11 protein-coding genes are annotated in these 15,540 nt (G+C 45.4%); 3 read left to right on the forward strand and 8 right to left on the reverse strand.

Features of this window, described 5'->3' with window-relative positions; all coding sequences use genetic code 11:
* Window positions 1–66: 66 nt before the first annotated feature.
* From OCU77_RS00265 to OCU77_RS00290, 6 genes are all read right to left on the reverse strand, one after another.
* On the reverse strand, window positions 67–525 hold the full coding sequence (locus tag OCU77_RS00265) for a hypothetical protein (protein WP_048900497.1): 459 nt from the start codon (window positions 523–525) through the stop codon (window positions 67–69).
* Window positions 522–2,567, reverse strand: coding sequence for a site-specific integrase (locus OCU77_RS00270; protein WP_048900496.1), 2,046 nt, complete (start codon window positions 2,565–2,567; stop codon window positions 522–524). Before OCU77_RS00270 ends, OCU77_RS00265 begins: the two co-directional genes overlap by 4 nt.
* On the reverse strand, window positions 2,567–4,312 hold the full coding sequence (locus tag OCU77_RS00275) for a hypothetical protein (RefSeq protein ID WP_048900495.1): 1,746 nt from the start codon (window positions 4,310–4,312) through the stop codon (window positions 2,567–2,569). The genes OCU77_RS00270 and OCU77_RS00275 overlap by 1 nt, the downstream gene beginning before the upstream one ends.
* Window positions 4,305–5,630, reverse strand: a complete 1,326-nt coding sequence (locus OCU77_RS00280; RefSeq protein WP_107302809.1) for a tyrosine-type recombinase/integrase — start codon at window positions 5,628–5,630, stop codon at window positions 4,305–4,307. The genes OCU77_RS00275 and OCU77_RS00280 overlap by 8 nt, the downstream gene beginning before the upstream one ends.
* 96 nt (window positions 5,631–5,726) lie before the next feature.
* Window positions 5,727–7,085 carry a glutathione-disulfide reductase gene (gene gorA / locus OCU77_RS00285; RefSeq protein ID WP_048900494.1) on the reverse strand — a complete coding sequence of 453 codons (1,359 nt, stop codon included), beginning with the start codon at window positions 7,083–7,085 and terminating at the stop codon, window positions 5,727–5,729.
* A gap of 175 nt (window positions 7,086–7,260) precedes the next feature.
* Window positions 7,261–8,100 carry a 23S rRNA (adenine(2030)-N(6))-methyltransferase RlmJ gene (locus OCU77_RS00290; RefSeq protein WP_048900493.1) on the reverse strand — a complete coding sequence of 280 codons (840 nt, stop codon included), beginning with the start codon at window positions 8,098–8,100 and terminating at the stop codon, window positions 7,261–7,263.
* Window positions 8,101–8,321: 221 nt separating this feature from the next.
* Between OCU77_RS00290 and prlC the strand changes: the two genes are divergently transcribed.
* The gene (gene prlC, locus OCU77_RS00295) at window positions 8,322–10,364 is read left to right on the forward strand and encodes an oligopeptidase A (RefSeq protein ID WP_048900492.1); all 2,043 of its coding nucleotides are present in this window, start codon (window positions 8,322–8,324) and stop codon (window positions 10,362–10,364) included.
* 146 nt (window positions 10,365–10,510) lie between these two features.
* On the opposite strand, the gene gppA is transcribed toward prlC, so the two are convergent.
* Entirely contained in the window at window positions 10,511–12,013 is a 1,503-nt protein-coding gene (gene gppA / locus OCU77_RS00300) for a guanosine-5'-triphosphate,3'-diphosphate diphosphatase (RefSeq protein WP_107302810.1), read from the reverse strand.
* A 17-nt stretch (window positions 12,014–12,030) separates the two neighbouring features.
* The gene (gene rhlB, locus OCU77_RS00305) at window positions 12,031–13,341 is read right to left on the reverse strand and encodes an ATP-dependent RNA helicase RhlB (protein ID WP_048900491.1); all 1,311 of its coding nucleotides are present in this window, start codon (window positions 13,339–13,341) and stop codon (window positions 12,031–12,033) included.
* Between the two features lie 332 nt (window positions 13,342–13,673).
* Between rhlB and trxA the strand changes: the two genes are divergently transcribed.
* On the forward strand, window positions 13,674–14,000 hold the full coding sequence (trxA, locus tag OCU77_RS00310) for a thioredoxin TrxA (protein WP_048900490.1): 327 nt from the start codon (window positions 13,674–13,676) through the stop codon (window positions 13,998–14,000).
* Window positions 14,001–14,194: 194 nt separating this feature from the next.
* On the forward strand, window positions 14,195–15,460 hold the full coding sequence (rho, locus tag OCU77_RS00315; protein WP_107302811.1) for a transcription termination factor Rho: 1,266 nt from the start codon (window positions 14,195–14,197) through the stop codon (window positions 15,458–15,460).
* The last annotated feature ends 80 nt before the right edge of the window (window positions 15,461–15,540 follow it).

A 15,540-nucleotide genomic window follows, 5' to 3' on the forward strand; every position in this document is an offset into this window, starting at 1 on the left:
GCTAATGCCCAAAAACATGCTAGGAAGTAAGCCACTTGAGCGAACCTCAAGTGGGCGTGTACAGTTTCATTTGATAGGTACAACCTTGCTTCGTTTTAGGTTTGTGAGTTTTTCTTTCAGCTCTACGTTCTCGTATTCCAGCTCATCAATGCGAGCCAAAGCCTGAACTAGCTTGTCGTTAAGGTGGTGTTGGGCTGCTGCGAATAAAGCCAGCTTCTCTTTCTCAGACTCGTACTTTTCCTTATAGTTTTTCTTGATGCGTTTTTCCTCGTTGAGCTTAGTACGCACCGATTGAATTTCAGGTTGGATATATTCACCTTTGGCTTCGGCTATATCAGATTTTACTTGCCTCACTTTCTCCACAAAATCAGGATAGTAGTAACCACTGCCGTTACCGAGATTTGCCTCTTCTTCGATAGCTCTCACGCTGAGTTTGCGTGTGGCTGGAATGCGCTTGGGTTTTCCTTGCGTAATACGTTCTAGCGCAGCCTCAAGTGCAAGCAGAGTGTTTTCGCTCTTACTCATAATTCAGTAACCTTTAATTCGGGTTCAAAAGGGGTAAAGGGCATATCAAAGTCTTTCATCACAATTTCTGCTGCTCTAATTTGGGTGATATAATGACTGCGCTCACTCGCTGAAATATCCTCTCCTGATGCCATATAAGTGGTTAAACTGCGATGCTTTTTTTGCCACCACTTCATTTGCTGTTCATCAATGATGCTACTACCAGAGCCACAATCAACACAGAACTGTGGGGCGACCACACCATCCATATCGCAGTCATAACCCGATTTGCAATAGCTGTGCATTGAACCATGCAGCGTCAACTTTCCATCCTTAACTGCTTTGTATATAACGTCCCAAGAGCTATAGATGGTCGGCATATCCCCCCGCATTTTCATGATTGCTTTACCGTGAGTACCTGAGAGGGTTTCATCTGAGTGCCATTGCTTGAAGATTTTATTAGCGGTGGTTTCAGCATTGATTTCATCGAGTGTTTTTTGCACCTTCTCGTCCACTTTCAGGTCCCGTAGGCTCGCCAGCCTCCCACCATTGGTGTACCACTCGGTCATCGCGAGGTAGAGGTGCTTGAACTGTTGTTTGAGCGCCACCAACGTCCCCAGACGGTTTTTAATGCAGTAAAAGGCCAAGGTGCGCCTGAACTGATGAGTTGTCATGTGCCATGGATTTCCAACAGTTACATCTTTTTTTACACGGTTTAATGAGCGAGGGTTCGACTCAAGGCACTCAGCGAAATCCTCTTCAGCTACAATGAAATTAAACTGCTTACAAAAACGTTTTAGTCGGTGATTCCAGCCTGTAATCAATGCGGGGGGCTTGGAGCGGTATGTTTTATTAACCCAAATGGAGTTTCTGTATTTTTTATCTGGGTAGGTGGTTTCTTTGCGCCATTCTTCCGTTAACGTAGTCATTAACTCTATAGCAGTTTTGGAAGAAGAAGCTGTGATCCATGTTTCTCGTTTATTACCCAATTTAAAGGTGTGAGATTGCAACATGTGGAAGTCACGTCCTTCAAAGGTATCTTTGTAATAACTTTCAGGCGTTAATTTATCGATTTCGGAGTCTCGCATGCCGCTAAAACCTCCACAAACGATATAGCAAGCGTTAATTAGTTGACCTAAGTAGCGTTTAAAGTCGCTTCCATTGTTCAGTTGGATATGTGGGATCTTCTTTGCTAATGGAGCGATAATATCTTTAATTTTATGTGGTTGGCACTCTTGAGTCGCTGATATATATTTGCGATTGTCGATGCTCCCACCCTCACCAATGAAGGAGTAATGGTTACCTTGCTTTATTTTCTCTTCAAGGTTGCGCACTCCCTCGATATAGTTGCTTTGTAGAGCAATCTCTATATCCAAAATTGATTGTCTATGTGGATGAGCATCATTAACCAGTTCTATTGCTTTTCCATAAATGGCATCACATAGGCGTTCTGGTATCACAAGGGTTTGTTGCGCTTCATTGCTACTTAACCGTATAGCTTCTATTTTTGATTTTATTGGGTTAATGCCAAGATCAAGTTTGTGCCATGACTCATTATTTATGGCGGTATTAATAGCAACAAAAGTTAATTCAATTGTGCCTTGTGCATAGTTACGTTTTTGCAAGAAGTGTTCAAACTCAGTCCATACAACAGGCGAGCCAAGAGCTTTCAACGAGCTATAGTTACTCTCCATCAAGAAACTATAAGCCACCTTTATATTACTTAGTCGAGAGCGAACACTTGAGAATTTTATTGCTTTTTTCTGTTGAGGGCTTTTATTGAATAGCCAACAAAAACTTAGCAGCTTAAGTTCTCGTTGTAACTTAGGCGCACATTTGAATTCTTCTGTGTTTAGATTGTTGTTATCTTTTCTTCGAGAGAAAGGTAAGCAATCCCAATTGTTTTGCCCAAAGGTGGCGGTAACGTTACCGTCCTTATCCTTGCAGATGACGACGGCATCCAGCTCTTCAAATCTTTTCTCATGGTAGAGCGTGACCACATCAACATCCTTGACTTTATGCTGCTGTGGAAAATCGGGCAAATAGAGTTTAGATGTATCCATTATCCTACCTCGGCTGGTGATTTTGGAATTAAGCTTAAAACTGACTCGCTGTCATCCCAAGCGGGGTGCAGGCCATCATCATCGAGCTTGGTTTCTGCCTGCCTCAATATCCGTTGATTTATGCTCGGTAGTATTTTTTGCTCAATGAATTGTACGATGTCTTCAAAGTTTTTTTTGTAATGGCTGGCATCCAAATGAAGGTATAGTGACTCCTCAATACAGGCCTTGAATGAGAGCAGGCACCAGATATCTGAGATCGACTGTACAATCACTTGGTCAGGACAACCAAAGCACCCCAACAGGTCTGCACAGGCCAATCGCTCTCCCTCCTTGGCAAGCCCCTGTGCTTGGGCTTTCTTGGTGTACTTTTGGGACTTTTCGCCGAATGGGGTAACGCAGCTACCGCCATTAGAGGTACGGCTTAAATTGGGAAGGTTAATCTTCTTTTCTTCCTCGATGACCAGCACATCAATACAGAGGTTTTCCTGAGCTTGCTGGGTGCTGACCCTGTTCTTGACCTGCTCCTCCCGAATTGACATCGTATCTTGCATCATGCCGTTATTTGCCAGCTTATTTCCCTCGCTATAGTGACGCTTACGGGTGTTGGGCGTGTTGTTAAGCATGAGGTTATTAACCATTTCACCTTGATGATATGCGGTTAGTTGAGAGCCTGTTTCACGAAAGCGGCTTATATTAGGGCGTAAACGTCTTCCCATTTGATCTGTGAAGGAAAAATGTCTTTCTAGCCATACTTTCAAAAAAGATTGGAGCCTTGAAGTCTGTAACTTTTGCACCTTTCGAGAGGCAATGGTTTGAAGAAGAGGCGCTTCTTCATTTGTGCTAATTATTCTTGAAGCATTGAGTAGTTTGTCGAAAAAGGTCATAGCATACTTGGGTATTTCTAACTCGTGCTCACCCATTTCAACCCGAATGGTTTTGAATGCTCGACGCTTAAAGGCGGGCATTGTGTACCATGTTTCCCCTGTTGATATTGATGAATTATTAGGCTGTTTTAACCTAAATAGATCACTGGAGTTGGCATAAGTGTAATAAGCCAGTAGGTAGGTGGCGGCACACATCATCTTGGATATGCCACCGCAAAGCTTATATTCTTTACTTTGCCACTCAAAGGTCATGGTAGCCGTGTTTTTATAAGCTTGAATGTGCTTTTCTGGCTCTACAATAAATTGAGAATAGGTTTGATTGAAAAGGCGTCTTAGAAATGGAAGTAGTTGTTTTAAATCGCTTTGAGTATAGGATTCATAAGATTCCCTATCGCTATTATCCATGATAACCACGTTATTAAAGTAATAGTGTGGTAGATCAAGATATCTAGAAAATAGGGTGACCATATTAGCTCGCCTATTCTTATACGTGCTCCTTTTGAGTTCGCCTAGCATTACTCTGGTTTGTAAGTGTTCCATATACCCCTCTAATGAGCTTTTGATAAATGCTGGCTCGCTTTCTTTATCGCACCACCGTATGTATTGAGAGGCTTCAACATAAATGCCATATAGAGAGTCGTGACTAACCCCTTCATCATTTTTTTCACTAAAACTGTTTTTTAACTGAAAAACGAACGCTTCACGATCTGCAATCTTGAATTGGTTGCTTTGTTGTAACTCTTTAGTTGATGGAAGCTCCTTGAATAAAAAACGGTTAAAGTCTGCTAAAAGATTGTCCCTAACATCAAGCTTGATACAGAGATCAGGCCTCCATCCAGATAGGTAGGTTAGTTCAGTCATCATCACCTCCCAGCGCGTCGTGCATGATGGAATCGAGGATGCCAAACTTCACTTTGAACGCCTCTTTGCGTTTTAGAAAGCGTAAATATTTCCAAGTCGTACTTTCATCTTTATGCCCCATCCAGCCCATCAAAAGCTCCATACAGTCGACAATGGGCAATTTAGCCTCTAGCAAGTCACTAAGGCGATAGGTGCCATAGGTGGCGCGTAAATCATGGAAGCGATGGGTAAATGATGGCTCTGCCTGTTTTACTTCTGCCCTGAACTCAATCCATCGAGCTTCAATGGATTTCCCCGTAGCAGGGTTGCCTTGCTGGCTAACAAAAAGTGGTTCATGACGGTTACAACGCTCCAGTCTTTCAACGGTCTTCTGGGGGAAGGGGGAAGCATCGCTGTCTAGGTGTTCTATTTTCTCGTTGAGCCTAGTAACACGCTTCAGGCGGCGTTCTGAAATTCGATACTCATTTAATGACTGGAGCAAGTCCGATGAAATCTCGACAGTCCGAGTTTTTAGGAACTTGGTTTGTACGCCTGTAGAGCGGGGGCATAACAGAATTTCAAAACGATGTTGGCTCTCAGCAAGTGGGGTTGCAGTATCTAACGCATCTAACGACAGAGTTGCTACTTCTTCAACTCGCATTCCTGTATCAATTGCAAGCAAGGCTTGTAAGCGCAACTCTTCAGATGTTTGTGATAAATGTTGAGTTAAAATACCAAGAGCATCACAGCCTAATGGGGATAATGGCCTGATGTTTTTACTATCTGCATCCCTAGGAACCTTTATACGTAAATCACTGGTCTCAACAATGAAAGTTGGGGATATGTGGGCAAGCATCCCACTGTTCTGAACAGATACAAACTCCATTTTGAATGGGGCTTCCTTCTCATTCTTTACGCGTAAGTAACCATCATGCATTAGCCACTTATAGTAATTGACGATTTGGTTCATACGAACACTGGCAGTGCTGTGTGCAAGCTCGCCTTGCTTTATTTGCTTGAGCAGGTGAGAGCGGTACAGGTAAGTTGGTTTGAGCCGTTTTACTGGCGGGAATTTATCCCAGCGAAGTCCCTTCTCCTCAAGAAATTGGTAATAGGCACGCAGAGCCTGTGCGCAGGGAGATAGGTCTTCTGCCTTCTTTACTGCCTTGAGATAAAACAGGTAGCTGTTGGCTTCGTGATTGAATATACCATCTTGCGAAAAGAGGGTTGGCAGCGAACCGATATTGTCATTGGAGGGGAGGTAATGGAATGTACCATCATCTAGTTTTTGTAGCTTAGTCTCTTTGAAAACATCGCTAGAGTGTACAAGGTGTGTCATAAATCATCCTGAAAATATCACTGTCCATGTATACAGTATGGACAGTGATTAACTATTTTCCAGATTTATTTACGTGTGTAAGATGCTTTTCCTACACTAACCCCTCATGGTAACAAACTCTTCTGAGCCCGTTGGGTGGATCGCGACGACTGCATCGAAGTCTGCTTTGGTTGCGCCCATTTTGATGGCAACACCAAAGCCTTGGATCATTTCATCAACCGTAAAGCCGATACCGTGAAGACCCACAACTGTTTCTTCTGGGCCTGCACACACTAGTTTCATCTTACAAGGCTGACGGTGAGCGGTGACTGCTGTGTACATAGCGGTAAAGCCAGATTTGTACACTTTCACATTGTCTTCGCCGTATTCTGCAATCGCTTCTGGTTCAGTCAGACCGATAGTGCCAATTGGTGGATGGCTAAATACTACGGTTGGTACTAGCTTGTAGTCCATTTTCGCGTTGGTCTTGCCATTGAATAGACGTTCAGACAGCTGACGGCCTGCTTTAACCGCTACAGGTGTTAGCTCAATACCGCCTTCCATGATATCGCCCACACAGTAAATGCCATCAACGTTAGTTTGTTGGTATTCATCGACCTTGATGTAACCGCGGTCTGTAGTTTCAACGCCTGTCGCAGCAAGGTTGATCTTGTCGGTAGTAGGGTGGCGACCAATTGCCCAGATGATTAAATCTGTGTTGTGTGACTCACCGTTTTCAAAGTGCATGGTGAAGGTGCCATCGGCTTCTTTAACCACTTCTTTTGGAATCGAGTGGGTGTGCAGGGTTGGACCTTCTGCATTCATCACTTCTACCAGTGTTTCTACGATTAGTGGATCGAAGCTACGTAGTGGCGATTCTTTACGAACGAACAGGTGAGTATCAGTACCGAGTGCACTCAGTACGCCTGCAATTTCCACTGCAATGTAGCCTGCACCAATCACAGCAGTACGCTTAGGCTGCTCGGTTAGCTCGAAGAAGCCATTCGAGTCGATACCGTGGTCGGCACCTGGAATATTCGGAATGGTTGGCTCACCACCAACAGCAATAAGAATGTGATCGGCTGTGTAGTGTTCGCCATTCACCTCGATGGTTTTTGCATCCACAAAGGTTGCGAAACCATTGATCACTTCAACCTTATTATTGCCTAGTACGTTGTCGTACGCTTGGTGAATACGACCAATGTAGGCTTCACGACTCTCAACCAGTTTGCCCCAGTTGAACCCTTTTACATCAACATCAAAGCCGTAGTCTTTTGCGTAAAGGTGCATTGCTTCAGCAATTTGTGCGCCGTGCCACATCACTTTCTTTGGTACACAACCCACGTTGACACATGTACCGCCAAGGGCTTTTGCTTCGACAATTGCTACTTTTGCGCCGTACATTGCAGCGCGATTTGCTGAGGCAATACCGCCGCTACCACCGCCGATACAAATATAATCAAAATGCTTCGCCATGACTTTCTCCACCTATTTGTAATTTTTAAGCGCCATTTATATTGCGTTTAGTGTAATGGAGAAAAGTGCGAGATACGAGCAGCAGTGATGGGGATTGAAACGAGAGAGAAAGGAGATGTGAGCTGGCGAGCATTGTGACTCGCCAGTAGATGTAACGTGAGCAATGACGAAGGGGTTACTCAGGCACAATCCATTCAACAGTATTGAAACCTGTGATTGGTGAGATAGCTTGTTGTAGCCAAGGTAGAATGGTCTTCATTTGACTTTCTAGCTTCCATGGTGGGTTAATCACTATCATGCCCGAGGCTGTCATACCGCGCTCTTCGGTATCAGGTTCTACACCCAATTCAATTTGCAGGATCTTACGAATACCTGTGTCTTTTAGGCCGTTTATCATCTTATCGATGTTTTCACGGTAAACCACAGGGTACCAAATCGCGTACGTGCCTGTTGCCCAACGCTTATGGCTTTCACGAATGGCTTTCACTACATCCATGTATTCATGTTTGAGTTCATACGGTGGGTCGATCAGTACCACGCCACGGCGCTCTTTGGGCGGAAGGCTACCTTTCAGACGGGCAAAGCCATCTTCTTTATAGATTTTCACTTGGCGATCGCCACGGAATTCTTGCAATAACAGTGGGAAGTCGGTTGGGTGCAGCTCAGTTAAGACCATGCGGTCTTGACCACGGATTTGGGCACTTGCAACCTTTGGCGACCCTGGGTAGTAGCGCAATTCTTCACTGTCGTTTAGTGCCTTGATGGCGTTAATGTAGGACGCAATTTCCGTTGGGATGTCATCACGAGACCAAATACGCGCAATCCCTTCGAGGAACTCACCGGTTTTCTCGCTGCGTTCATCTTGTAAATCGTAACGACCAACCCCTGAATGGGTATCGTGGTAAACGAAAGGTTTATCTTTCTGCTTGAGTGAATCCAAAATCAGGCTTTGAACAATGTGTTTTACCACATCGGCATGGTTGCCAGCGTGGAAGCTATGACGATAACTCAGCATTAGGAAGGTCTCTGTGACGAATAAGAATAGTGAAGGCGCTATTATCGCCAAATCATGATGAATATCCAGTTTATACCAAGCTAAGCGCTGGCTTATTTAAGTCTCTGGCGCATAATTAAAGCGATAAGGGGTGTTAAATTTTGCTCTAAGCTGGACTAAGGGATTGAATTTAACCAGAGAAAGACACATCTATTAGGGATAACCTCATAAAGGATAAGCGCATGTCAAACCCACTATTGACCATGACGGATCTGCCTCCGTTTTCTCTCATTAAAGCTGAGCACATTCAACCTGCCGTTGAACAAGCGATTGCTGATTGTCGTGCCAAGGTAGAAGAGGTCTTGGCAAACGATGCGCCACCAAGTTGGGACTCCATTTGTGAGCCACTGGCGGAAACCGATGATCGTTTAAGCCGTATTTGGTCACCGGTTTCTCACTTAAACGGGGTGAAAAACAGTGCTGAATTGCGTGAAGCATACGAAAGTTGTTTACCTATGCTATCTGATTACGGTACTTGGGTTGGTCAACACAAAGGCTTGTACGAAGCGTATAAAGCGATCAAAGCCAGTGATGCTTTTGCAACAATGAACCAAGCGCAGCAAAAATCAGTCACTGACGCGCTAAAAGAATTTGAATTGTCGGGTATTGGTTTACCTGCCGATGAACAACACCGCTATGGTGAAATCAGTAAGCGCCTTTCAGAGTTGGCCTCGACGTTTAGCAACAACGTACTGGATGCCACTATGGGATGGAGCAAGCAGGTAACAGACGAAGCTGAATTGGCAGGCTTGCCTGAATCCGCGATGCAAGCTGCTCAAGCTGCCGCACAAGCGAAAGAGCTTGAGGGTTACCTGTTTACGCTGGAAATCCCATCTTACCTTCCTATGATGACTTACTGTGAAAACAGTGCATTACGCCAAGAAATGTATGAAGCGTTCGTAACACGTGCTTCTGATCGTGGTCCGAATGCAGGCACATGGGATAACAGCGAAATCATTGCTGAAAAACTGAAGCTGAGCCATGAGCTAGCACGTCTACTTGGCTTTAGCACTTATAGCGAGAAATCACTGGCGACCAAGATGGCGGAATCGCCAGAGCAAGTGCTGGGCTTTTTGAACGATCTTGCAACACGCGCCAAGCCACAAGGTGAGCGTGAAGTGGCAGAGCTACGTGCATTCGCGAAAGACGAATTTGGTGCCGATGATCTGCAACCGTGGGATTTTGCTTTCTATAGCGAGAAACTAAAGCAGCATCGTTACAGTATTTCAGATGAACAGCTACGCCCTTACTTCCCTGAGAAAACCGCCGTATCTGGCCTGTTTGAAGTGCTAAAACGAGTGTTTGGGATGGATGTGAAGCAGCGTGACGGTGTTGACGTTTGGGATGATACCGTGACCTTCTACGATATCTTCGACAGCAAAGGTGAGCTGCGCGGTAGCTTCTACCTCGATCTGTATGCCCGTGAACACAAACGTGGTGGCGCATGGATGGATGAGTGCATGGTACGCCGCACTCGTCTTGATGGTTCGCTACAGACGCCAGTTGCTTACCTAACCTGTAACTTCAACAAGCCGATTGGTGATAAACCAGCCTTGTTCACCCATGATGAAGTCGTGACGCTATTCCACGAAACAGGCCACGGTATTCACCATATGTTGACTCAAATCGATGCACCTGCAGTATCGGGTATTAATGGTGTGCCTTGGGATGCCGTCGAGCTGCCGAGCCAATTCTTAGAAAACTGGTGCTGGGAAGAAGAAGCACTGGCATTTATTTCGGGTCACTTTGAAACAGGTGAAGCCCTGCCAAAAGAAATGCTCGATAAAATGCTAGCGGCGAAGAACTTCCAATCCGCGATGGGTATCTTACGTCAGCTTGAGTTTGGCTTATTTGATTTCAGCTTATATACGCAATATGACCCAGAAATTGGTGCTCAAGTGCTAGAAACCTTGTTCGACATTAAGTCGCGTGTTTCTGTGGTGCAAAGCCCTGAGTGGGGCCGTTTCCCACATAGCTTTAGCCATATCTTTGCGGGTGGTTACAGCGCAGGTTACTACAGCTACCTATGGGCAGAACTGTTGTCAGCAGATGCGTTCTCGCGTTTTGAAGAAGAAGGGATCTTTAACCCACAAACGGGTGCGGATTTCTTGGATTGCATCTTAGAGCGTGGCGGCAGTGAAGAGCCGATGGCCTTGTTCAAACGCTTCCGTGGCCGTGAGCCACAATTGGATGCCATGCTACGTCATTGCGGCATTACGGGGTAAGCCGCCGCCATAGCGTGAACACTGGTGTCTAGTTTTAAAAATGATGTCTAGTCCTAAAATAGACAGGTAATAAAAAAGGCTGCCTTGATAACAAGGGAGCCTTTTTTGATCGTGCTGAAACGGTTATTGCTTTGGGTTACGGGTGATTAAGCCTCGTCATCCATCGCAATGATGTGCAATGGCCAGCCCATATCGGTCTGACGGTTAGCTTCTTGTTGAAGCTCCGCGTTGGTGAGCGGATTGCTTGCAAGCCATGCACTCGGTAGTGATAGCGTGAGATTATTGTCTTGTGCTGTGAGTGTCACAACCGGTTGATGCAGGTGGTCGCGACGATGACAGATAATCACGGCTAAGCGCAGTAAACGTAGAATACGGGTTGCACTTGATGCAGACAGGGCGTGTTGCTCTGGCAGGCTAGTGAGTACTTCGCGGTGACGGCGAAGCAACTCGGCGATTAAATGCTTCTGTGCACGCGTAAAACCTGGAAGATCAATATGATTGATCAGGTAGGCTGCGTGTTCGCCGCTTTTTTTGAATTCGATGCTAGCACCGATTTCATGCAAGGTACTGCTCGCATGGAGTAGACAAGGCGCTTGCTGTTCCAGTGGCCATTCATTCTTGCAACTGGTTAGCAGTGTCATGGCAGTGTTCGCCACATTATCAGCGTGAATGGCATCTAGCTGAAAACGTCGTTGCACACTGTTAAGGGTACGCTCACGAACATCATGATGACGCATCTGGCTCATCATTTCGTAAACCATACCTTCACGTAGCGCGCCGCCTGCCAGCGTCATGGTATCGATGTTAAGTGATTCAAACAGCGCAATCAGAATAGATAACCCACTTGGGAATACCAATGCGCGCTCTAAGGTCAGCCCTTCGATGTCTAAATCTTCCAAGCGTTCATATTGCATCGCTTGACGCTGCATGCGTTTGAGCTTTTGCAGCGTAATCACTTCATCCATGCCTTGTGCCAGCATGATTTCTTGCAATGCCTGTACTGTGCCACTGGCGCCGACACAGGTATCCCAGCCTAGCTGTTTATACTGCGCTAAGATCGGATCAATCGCAGCTTTTGCGGCTGTGATTGCAGCATCAAAATTCGCGGCACTGAGCTCGCGGTCTTTAAAATAACGCTCAAGCCACGTCACACAGCCAATTTTTAAGCTGGTGAGGGCATTGGCATCAAAGCCTGCACCTATGATCACTTCGGTACTGGCACCGCCAATATCGACCACGAGGCGTTTATCACTGCCACCTGAAGTATGCGCGACACCTTGATAGATGATCCGCGCCTCTTCTTCACCCGGAATAATATCAACCGAGTGACCGAGAATCGTTTTTGCTTTAGCTAGGAAAGTATCAGCATTGACCGCGGTACGAAGCGCAGCGGTACCTACAATACGAATGCGCTCTGCGGGAATGTCTTGAAGACGTTCAGCAAATAGGCTTAGACATTCCCAGCCACGCTGCATGGCTTCGTCACTGAGGATATTGTCGTGGTTCAACCCTGCGGCTAAACGCACTTTGCGCTTTATCTTTGCGAGTGTTTTAACACTGCCAGCAACTTCACGCACAATCCACATGTGGAAGCTGTTAGATCCTAAATCAATCGCGGCGTACAAAGGTGATACTGAACTTCTTTCCATAGACTTATCGATTCTTATTATTTTTGCGTTTGTGGGCGGCGACGATGACGCTGGCGAGATTGTCCCTGACCTTGTCCTTGACCCTGACGCGTGTTGTTACGACGGTTGCCACCTTGGCGAGGTGTGCGTTGTACTGGCAGTGCCGCTGGCAATTCTGTCATCAAAGCATCGCTGTCGTACTTAGAAACTGGGATTGAGTGCTCAATGTAGGTTTCAATAGCTGGTAGGTTAATCGCGTAACCTTCGCAAGCAAAACTGATTGAATGACCACTTGCACCTGCACGGCCTGTACGGCCAATACGGTGAACATAATCTTCAGCATCGTCAGGTAGATCGTAGTTAAATACGTGTGTTACCTGAGGAATGTGTAGACCACGTGCTGCCACATCGGTAGCCACTAGAATATCAAGTTCACCTTGAGTAAATTGCTCAAGAATACGAACACGTTTTTTCTGTGGTACATCACCCGTTAGCAAGCCAACACGGTGTTCATCAGCCGCTAAGTGCGCCCAAATGTCTTCACAACGGTGTTTAGTATTAGCAAAGATGATCGCGCGATCTGGCCATTCTTCTTCAATCAAGGTTTGTAGCAAACGCATTTTTTCTTGATTTGAAGGGTAGAAAAGCTCTTCTTGAATACGGTGACCTGTTTTTTGTTCAGGCTCTACAACCACACTCTCTGGGCTGTTCATGTGTTCGAATGCAAGCTCTTTTACGCGGTAAGATAGCGTTGCAGAGAACAGCATGTTCAGACGGGCTTCTGGTGCCGGCATGCGACGGAACAAGAAACGAATGTCTTTAATGAAACCCAAATCGAACATACGATCGGCTTCGTCAAGTACAACCACTTGAATGCTACGTAGATCGATAACACGTTGCTTGTAGAAATCGATAATACGGCCACACGTACCCACCAGAATATCGACACCATTCTCTAGTGTTTTCTGTTGTTTCTCGTACGCTTCGCCACCGTAAGCTAAGCCCGCGGTAAGACCGGTGCTTTCTAGTAACGGTTTAGCATCGTTATAAATTTGGATTGCCAGCTCACGCGTTGGAGCCATGATGATTGCGCGAGGGTGGTTCTGTTTACGTTCTGCTGGTGCTGGGTTTAGCAGCAGGTGATTAAAAGTAGCAGTCAGGAAGGCAAGGGTTTTACCCGTACCTGTTTGAGCCTGTCCTGCGATATCTTGGCCGGAGAGCACTACCGGCAATGCCAAGGCTTGGATCGGGGTACAATTGTAGAAACCCTTGCTGTCCAAACCTGCGATAACCGTTGGTTCTAGACCAAGGTCGGCAAATTTTTGCTCTGTGATATGAGTCGTCTTCATTGCTATAGAATATCAGCTTAGGGTTGCAATACGAAACGGATTCAATTCAAATAGGGCAACGATTTGCTCTTTATACTATGAGATAGGTCAGGTTTAACGTAATTCGACTAGCCTGAATCGAACTTTGTAGCGTATAAATAATACTTATCAGACAAGCTATCTGATCATGTAAGCGGATTTAAATAACCCATATTAAGCCTAAATACCCCTGACTAGACAGACTAGTTATTGCTGTTTACGCTTTGAATATATTGGCAATTTATCAGTTAAACATTGAACATTTACTTATCCAGATTGGTATAAGCTAATAAAATCAACCATTGGAGTGGAAGATGAGCGACAAGATTGTGCAGCTAAGCGATGCAAGCTTTGAAAGTGATGTAATTAACGCTGCAGGACCTGTACTAGTCGATTTTTGGGCTGAATGGTGTGGTCCATGTAAAATGATTGCCCCAATTCTTGACGAGATTGCTGACGAGTACGAAGGCAAGCTGACGATTGGTAAGCTAAACATTGACCAGAATGCAGCAACACCACCTAAATTTGGTATCCGCGGCATCCCTACATTACTGCTATTTAAAGATGGCAGCGTAGCAGCGACCAAAGTGGGCGCGCTATCAAAATCTCAACTTAAAGAGTTCCTAGACGCGAACGTTTAAGCTGTAAATACGAGCTGTGCGCAATTTCTTTGTTGTGCGCAGTTTGTCTTCCGACTATGCTAGACGGATGGAAGGTTTAGTGCTAACTTATTGCACGTAAATATCAAACTTGTTCATTTCATGACCAGCCCCATTGGTCATTAACTCTCTCAACTATATAGAACCCCATTTTGACAAACAAGAAACCCACCACTATGAATCTTACAGAACTGAAGAACCAACCTATTTCAAAGCTGGTTGCGCTTGGCGAAAGCCTAGGATTGGAAAATCTAGCGCGTTTAAGAAAGCAGGACATTATTTTTGCCATTCTTAAACAACATGCGAAGGGTGGTGAGGACATATTTGGCGATGGTGTTCTAGAAATTCTTCAAGACGGCTTCGGCTTTCTTCGTTCTTCAGATAGTTCTTACCTTGCTGGCCCTGATGACATCTACGTCTCTCCTAGCCAAATTCGCCGTTTCAACCTTCGCACTGGTGACACCATTGCCGGAAAGATTCGCCCACCAAAAGACGGTGAGCGTTACTTTGCCCTGCTAAAAGTTAACGAAGTTAACCACGATAAGCCGGATAACGCGCGTAATAAGATCTTATTTGAAAACTTAACCCCGCTTCACGCTAACGAACGTATGCGTATGGAACGTGGTAACGGTTCGACTGAAGATATCACAGCACGTGTTCTTGATTTAGCATCGCCAATTGGTAAAGGTCAGCGTGGTCTGATTGTTGCTCCGCCAAAAGCGGGTAAAACCATGTTGCTACAGAACATTGCCCAAAGCATTGCATACAACCACCCTGAGTGTGAGTTGATGGTATTGCTGATCGATGAACGCCCAGAAGAAGTAACTGAGATGCAACGCCTAGTTAAAGGTGAAGTTATTGCATCAACGTTCGATGAGCCTGCATCTCGTCACGTTCAGGTTGCTGAAATGGTTATCGAGAAAGCAAAACGCCTTGTTGAGCACAAAAAAGACGTGGTGATCCTACTGGATTCCATTACGCGTCTAGCACGTGCATACAACACCGTTGTGCCTTCATCAGGTAAAGTCCTAACAGGTGGTGTGGATGCAAACGCACTTCACCGTCCTAAGCGCTTCTTCGGTGCAGCTCGTAACGTAGAAGAAGGCGGTAGCTTAACTATCATCGCAACAGCACTGGTTGATACTGGTTCTAAAATGGATGAAGTTATTTACGAAGAATTTAAAGGTACAGGTAACATGGAACTGCACCTATCTCGTAAAATTGCTGAAAAACGTGTTTTCCCAGCTATCGACATTAACCGCTCTGGTACGCGTCGTGAAGAGCTACTGGCGAAATCAGACGAGCTACAGAAGATGTGGATCCTGCGTAAAATTGTCCACGCAATGGGCGAAATCGACACCATGGAATTCATGATCGACAAGCTATCGATGACTAAAACCAACGATGAGTTCTTTGATGCCATGCGCCGTCAAAACTCTTAATCGATAGGGTTCTAAGCTAGAAGGTTAGCTTGGTCACAAATTAAAGAAACGTCGCCTAGTGCGGCGTTTTTTATTATCTG

Origin of the sequence: Photobacterium swingsii (genome assembly GCF_024346715.1) — a bacterium.
GTDB lineage: Bacteria > Pseudomonadota > Gammaproteobacteria > Enterobacterales > Vibrionaceae > Photobacterium > Photobacterium swingsii.

Excerpts from the sequence above, each read along its gene's own strand:
- OCU77_RS00265 (WP_048900497.1), bottom strand. The coding sequence starts at position 525 with ATGAGTAAGAGCGAAAACACTCTGCTTGCACTTGAGGCTGCGCTAGAA.
- OCU77_RS00270 (WP_048900496.1), bottom strand. The coding sequence starts at position 2,567 with ATGGATACATCTAAACTCTATTTGCCCGATTTTCCACAGCAGCATAAA.
- OCU77_RS00275 (WP_048900495.1), bottom strand. The coding sequence starts at position 4,312 with ATGACTGAACTAACCTACCTATCTGGATGGAGGCCTGATCTCTGTATC.
- OCU77_RS00280 (WP_107302809.1), bottom strand. The coding sequence starts at position 5,630 with ATGACACACCTTGTACACTCTAGCGATGTTTTCAAAGAGACTAAGCTA.
- gorA (WP_048900494.1), bottom strand. The coding sequence starts at position 7,085 with ATGGCGAAGCATTTTGATTATATTTGTATCGGCGGTGGTAGCGGCGGT.
- OCU77_RS00290 (WP_048900493.1), bottom strand. The coding sequence starts at position 8,100 with ATGCTGAGTTATCGTCATAGCTTCCACGCTGGCAACCATGCCGATGTG.
- prlC (WP_048900492.1), top strand. The coding sequence starts at position 8,322 with ATGTCAAACCCACTATTGACCATGACGGATCTGCCTCCGTTTTCTCTC.
- gppA (WP_107302810.1), bottom strand. The coding sequence starts at position 12,013 with ATGGAAAGAAGTTCAGTATCACCTTTGTACGCCGCGATTGATTTAGGA.
- rhlB (WP_048900491.1), bottom strand. The coding sequence starts at position 13,341 with ATGAAGACGACTCATATCACAGAGCAAAAATTTGCCGACCTTGGTCTA.
- trxA (WP_048900490.1), top strand. The coding sequence starts at position 13,674 with ATGAGCGACAAGATTGTGCAGCTAAGCGATGCAAGCTTTGAAAGTGAT.
- rho (WP_107302811.1), top strand. The coding sequence starts at position 14,195 with ATGAATCTTACAGAACTGAAGAACCAACCTATTTCAAAGCTGGTTGCG.